Source organism: Nocardiopsis halotolerans DSM 44410 (assembly GCF_000341065.1).
Taxonomy (GTDB): Bacteria; Actinomycetota; Actinomycetes; order Streptosporangiales; family Streptosporangiaceae; genus Nocardiopsis; species Nocardiopsis halotolerans.
On sequence record NZ_ANAX01000061.1, the window covers coordinates 1 to 4,968 of the forward strand.

General features: G+C 68.9%; 5 protein-coding genes. 1 reads left to right on the forward strand and 4 read right to left on the reverse strand.

The window, feature by feature from the left end; genetic code table 11:
• Positions 1 to 39: 39 nt before the first annotated feature.
• The 4 genes from pafA to D455_RS0104935 form a co-directional block, all read right to left on the reverse strand.
• The gene (gene pafA, locus D455_RS0104920; protein WP_017569652.1) at positions 40 to 1,398 is read right to left on the reverse strand and encodes a Pup--protein ligase; all 1,359 of its coding nucleotides are present in this window, start codon (positions 1,396 to 1,398) and stop codon (positions 40 to 42) included.
• A gap of 112 nt (positions 1,399 to 1,510) precedes the next feature.
• Positions 1,511 to 2,296 carry a proteasome subunit alpha gene (gene prcA, locus D455_RS0104925; protein ID WP_017569653.1) on the reverse strand — a complete coding sequence of 262 codons (786 nt, stop codon included), beginning with the start codon at positions 2,294 to 2,296 and terminating at the stop codon, positions 1,511 to 1,513.
• 54 nt (positions 2,297 to 2,350) lie between these two features.
• Positions 2,351 to 3,193 (reverse strand): proteasome subunit beta, encoded by an 843-nt coding sequence (prcB, locus tag D455_RS0104930; protein ID WP_026122327.1) that lies wholly within the window; start codon positions 3,191 to 3,193, stop codon positions 2,351 to 2,353.
• Between the two features lie 168 nt (positions 3,194 to 3,361).
• The gene (locus tag D455_RS0104935) at positions 3,362 to 3,565 is read right to left on the reverse strand and encodes a ubiquitin-like protein Pup (RefSeq protein WP_017569655.1); all 204 of its coding nucleotides are present in this window, start codon (positions 3,563 to 3,565) and stop codon (positions 3,362 to 3,364) included.
• Between the two features lie 720 nt (positions 3,566 to 4,285).
• Here D455_RS0104935 and D455_RS0104940 point away from each other — a divergent pair.
• Positions 4,286 to 4,968, forward strand: a 683-nt coding sequence (locus tag D455_RS0104940; protein ID WP_017569656.1) for an alpha-lytic protease prodomain-containing protein, incomplete at its 3' end; no start/stop codon positions are given.

Below are 4,968 nucleotides of genomic sequence, written 5' to 3' on the forward strand. Positions count from 1 at the left end.
CGCCCGGCGGGGCCCCGGTCACAGCGTTCCGAAAGGTACTCACATTCCGGCGATGAGTTTCTCCACCCGCTCGTCCACCGACTTGAAGGGGTCCTTGCACAGCACGGTCCGCTGCGCCTGGTCGTTGAGCTTGAGGTGCACCCAGTCCACCGTGAAGTCGCGGCGCTGCTCCTGGGCGCGGCGGATGAACTCCCCGCGCAGCCGGGCCCGCGTGGTCTGCGGGGGCACCGACTTGGCCTCGAAGATCTTCAGGTCGTCGACCACCCGGTCCATCTGGCCGCGGCTCTGCATCAGGTAGAACAGCCCGCGGTCGCGGTGGATGTCGTGGTAGGTCAGGTCGAGCTGGGCCACCCTCGGCGAGGACAGGGACAGGTCGTGCTTGTCCCGGTAGCGCTCCAGCAGCAGGTACTTGGCGACCCAGTCGATCTCACGCGAGACGGTGTCGAGGTTCTGGGTCTCGACCGCCTCCAGGGTACGCTGCCACAGCTCCAGGACGCGCTTGCCGACGGCGTCGGTGCCGTGCCGGTCGACGTAGCTCTGCACCTTGTCCAGGTACTCGCGCTGGATCTCCAGCGCGCTGGCCTCGCGGCCGTTGGCCAGACGCACCTTGCGGCGGCCGGTCATGTCGTGGCTGACCTCGCGGATGGCCCTGATCGGGTTCTCCAGCGTGTAGTCGCGCATGACCACACCGGCCTCGATCATGCGCAGCACCAGGTCGGTGGAGCCCAGCTTGAGCAGGGTGGTGGTCTCGCTCATGTTGGAGTCGCCGACGATGACGTGGAGGCGCCGGAAGCGCTCGGCGTCCGCGTGGGGCTCGTCCCGGGTGTTGATGATGGGGCGCGAACGCGTGGTGGCCGAGGAGACGCCCTCCCAGATGTGCTCGGCGCGCTGGCTGACGCAGAACAGGGCGCCCCGGGGGGTTTGCAGGACCTTTCCCGCGCCGCAGATGATCTGGCGGGTGACCAGGAAGGGGATGAGCACGTCGGCCAGGCGCCCGAACTCGCCGTGCCGCCCGACGAGGTAGTTCTCGTGGCAGCCGTAGGAGTTGCCCGCCGAGTCGGTGTTGTTCTTGAACAGGTAGATGTCCCCGGCGATGCCCTCCTCGTGCAGGCGCTGCTCGGCGTCGACCTGCAACCCCTCCAGGATGCGCTCACCGGCCTTGTCGTGGGCCACCAGGTCCGCGAGGCTGTCGCACTCGGGGGTGGCGTACTCGGGGTGGCTGCCCACGTCCAGGTACAGGCGTGCGCCGTTGCGCAGGAACACGTTGCTGCTTCGTCCCCAGGAGACCACCCTGCGGAAGAGGTAGCGGGCGACCTCGTCCGGGGACAGGCGGCGCTGCCCCCGGAAGGTGCACGTGACCCCGTACTCGTTCTCCAGTCCGAAGATCCGTCGTTCCACGTGGCCTCACCAACTTCCCGTCACCGGGTGTGGACGACGGGGCCTCGCCGTCCACACCCGCCCGGCCGGTGCGGCGCCTCGGGAGCGCCGCGCCGTGATCATCGTTTCCAGGTCACTCGTCGGTCCCGCCGACCGTGCTCTCCCCCGCGCCCCCGGTGGTCGCGTTCCCGGTGGTTCCGCTCCCGGAGGAGGCACCCCGGCCCGCCTTGCCCTCCTCGATGAGGTCGGTCAGGCGCTGCCCGTGGATGCGGCGGAACTTGCGGTGCTCCCTGGAGCGTTCCAGGACGGCGACCTCCAGGTTGGCGGCCTCCAGTTCGCGCTCCTCGCCGTTCTCCCGGGCCAGGGCGTGGGTGGCCGTGTTGAGGGCGGAACTGAGGGAGGCGTTCGTGGCGAAGCGGTCCTTGAGCACACCGGACACGTGCTCGGAGGAGCCGCCCACGGCCACGAACCCCTGTTCGTCCACGATGGAGCCGTCGAAGGTGATGCGGTAGATCTCGTCCTCGGCGGACGTGTCGCCGACCTCGGCGACGACGATCTCCACCTCCCAGGGCTTGAGGCTCTCACTGAAGACGGTGCCCAGGGTCTGGGCGTAGATGTTGGCGAGCTGGCGCCCGCTGACGTCGCGGCGGTCGTACTGGTACCCGCGCACGTCGGCGAAGCGCACGCCCATCAGGCGCAGGTTCTCGAACTCGGGGTAGCGGCCGACGGCGGCGAAGCCGATACGGTCGTAGAGCTCGCTGATCTTGTGCAGGGTGCGGGACATGTTGTCCGCCACCAGGAGGATCCCGCCCTCGTACTGTAGGACGACGGCGCTGCGGCCGCGCGCGATGCCCTTGCGCGCGTAGTCCGCCTTGTCCTTCATCTGCTGTTCGGGGGCGACGTAGAACGGCATCGACACCGCGGATCGTTTCCTTACCTAGTCGGGAGATGGCTGGCGTGGGACGTGGCCGGTTCAGCCCAGGGGGGCCGTGGGGCCGTCGGGGTCGACCGCGCGTCCCTCGACCACCTCGGTCGCCAGACGGGCGACGTCCTCGGTGGGCAGTCGGCGGTAGCCGTCCTCGGTGATGACGTCGACGAGGGGGAAGATCTTGCGGTGCAGGTCGGGGCCGCCGGTGGCGGAGTCGTCGTCGGCGGCATCGTAGAGGGCCTCCAGGGCGACCTTGGCCGCGCTGGTCTGGTCGAGGTCGTCGCGGTAGAGCTTCTTGATGGAGCCCCTGGCGAAGACCGAGCCCGAACCGATGGAGTGGTGGTGGTGCTCCTCGTAGCGCCCGCCGACGGCGTCGTAGCTGAACACGCGGCCGCGCCCGGTGTTCTCGTCGTAGCCGACCAGGAGCGGCACGACGACGAAGCCCTGCATGGCCATACCGAGGTTGCCTCGCACCATCTGCGCGAGCTTGTTCGCCTTACCCTCGAGGGAGAGCGAGCGGCCCTCCATCTTCTCGTAGTGCTCCAGCTCGACCTGGTAGAGGCGGGCCAGCTCGATGCCGATCCCGGCCGAACCGGCGATGGCGACCGCGGAGAACTCGTCGGTGCGGAAGACCTTCTCCATGTCGCGGTTGGCGATGACGTTGCCCTGCGTGGCCCGCCGATCTCCCGCGATCAGAACACCGCCGGGGAAGGTCAGGGCGACGATCGTCGTGGCGTCGGGGGTGAGGTGCTCGGTCCCGCCACCCTCGGGCAGCCTGTGTCCGGGCAGCATCTCGGGGCCGACCGAACTGAGAAACTCGGTGAAGGACGAGGTCCCCGCACTCATGAAAGCGGCTGGCAACCGTCCGCCCTCGAACCCTTCGAACACGCGACTCCCTCCACTCGCGCCCCACCCCGGCATGGGGGCGGGTGGGGCGCCTGTTGTCCTTGTTGTCTGCGGTCGTGCGCTGCGCCGACCGTTGGAACCGACCCTAGTCCCGTGCGCGGCGGGGCTGGCGGCGCCGAAGTGCGCTGTCAGCGAACCGCCGCGGGACGGCTACTGGCCGCCCTTCTGCACGAACTGCCGGACGAAGTCCTCGGCGTTGTTCTCCAGCACGTCGTCGATCTCGTCGAGGATGTCGTCGACGTCCTCGTCCAGCTGTTCCTTGCGCTCCTGGACGTCCGTCGAGGCCTCGGTCTCCTCGACCTCCTCATCACGGCGCGAGGCGTGCTTCTGGCCGCCCGTGTCCTTCGTCGCCATAGCCTGTTACCTCCCGTTCGGGCTCCCCGTTCGGGGCTCTCGCCCTTATCTTGGCCCAACACCGCGCGGCTCAACCCCCTTCCCGGGGCCCGATACCCGCTAGTTACCTCGGATCGTCCCATGTGCGCGTGCAGATGCTCGTACGCGTGTGCGGTGCATCCCGGGCGTGTCACCGAAAATCCACCGGGAGGGCACCGAGGACCGCGCTGCGGCCGCTCCCTCCGGCCCCCTTCGTACCCGCCCACGGCCCACGAACCCTCCGTACGGACGCCGCCCGCCCGCGACCGAAGCCACCGGAGGGTCACCGTCGTGACCTTGGGCGTTGCGCCTGCGTGTTCGAACCACCACCGAGGGCTCCCGACCGCGGTGACCGCATCCGGCCACACAACACCCCTTGCGCCGGAGCCGATTCCGCAACCCGAGATAAAACCGACATAAAACTACAAGGTCAAACACATCGTCACAATAAGTGACATACATCAATAGATGTGATCATCCCATGAAACCTTCGGCGCCTGAATGGATTAGCGGCTCTGCGCCCTTCCGCTATCCAAGTTGTGCACTTATGGTGTGTGACCATTCACCAAACGTCTTGGTAACAAGACTTTCGGTGACATGTCGGAGGATGCCGTCCCCCATGGCGAATCCTCCGGCATCGGGGGCCTGGCGCCTGTCGGGCCCCGCAACCCCCGTCCATTTCCCCAAGGAGAGTAGGGATCTATGCGACCCTCCCCCGCCATCTCCGCGATCGGCACCGGCGCGCTGGCCTTCGGCCTGGCGTTCTCCGTGACCCCGGGCGTCAGTGCCGCCGCGGTCCCGGCCTCACCGGAGATCCCGGACCAGGCCGACACGATGTTGGAAGCCCTGGAGAGGGACCTCGGCCTCACCCCGTTCGGGGCCGAGGAACTCCTCCGGGCCCAGGAAGCGGCCGTCGAGACCGACGCCGAGGCCACCGAGGCCGCCGGTGACGCCTACGGCGGCTCCCTGTTCGACCCCCGGACGCACGAGCTCACCGTCCTGGTCACCGACCCCTCGGCCGTCGATGCGGTCGAGGCCACCGGCGCCGAGGCCGGCGTGGTCGACCACGGCCGGGAGGGCCTGGCCGACGTCGTCGACGCCCTCAACGAGGCCGGTGCCCAGGAAGGCGTGCTCGGCTGGTACCCGGACGTGGCCAGCGACACCGTCGTGGTCCAGGTCGCCGAGGGCGCCAGCGCCGAGGGACTCATCGAGGCCGCGGGCGTGGACCCCTCCGCCGTCCAGGTGGAGGAGACCAGCGAGACGCCCCGGCTGTTCGCCGACATCGTCGGCGGCGAGGCCTACTACATGGGCGGCGGACGCTGCTCGGTCGGGTTCGCCGTGACCGACTCCTCCGGCACGGGCGGTTTCGTGACGGCGGGCCACTG

Bases quoted from the DNA above. Each gene is read 5' to 3' on its own strand.
- D455_RS0104935 (WP_017569655.1), bottom strand. From the start codon at position 3,565: ATGGCGACGAAGGACACGGGCGGCCAGAAGCACGCCTCGCGCCGTGAT.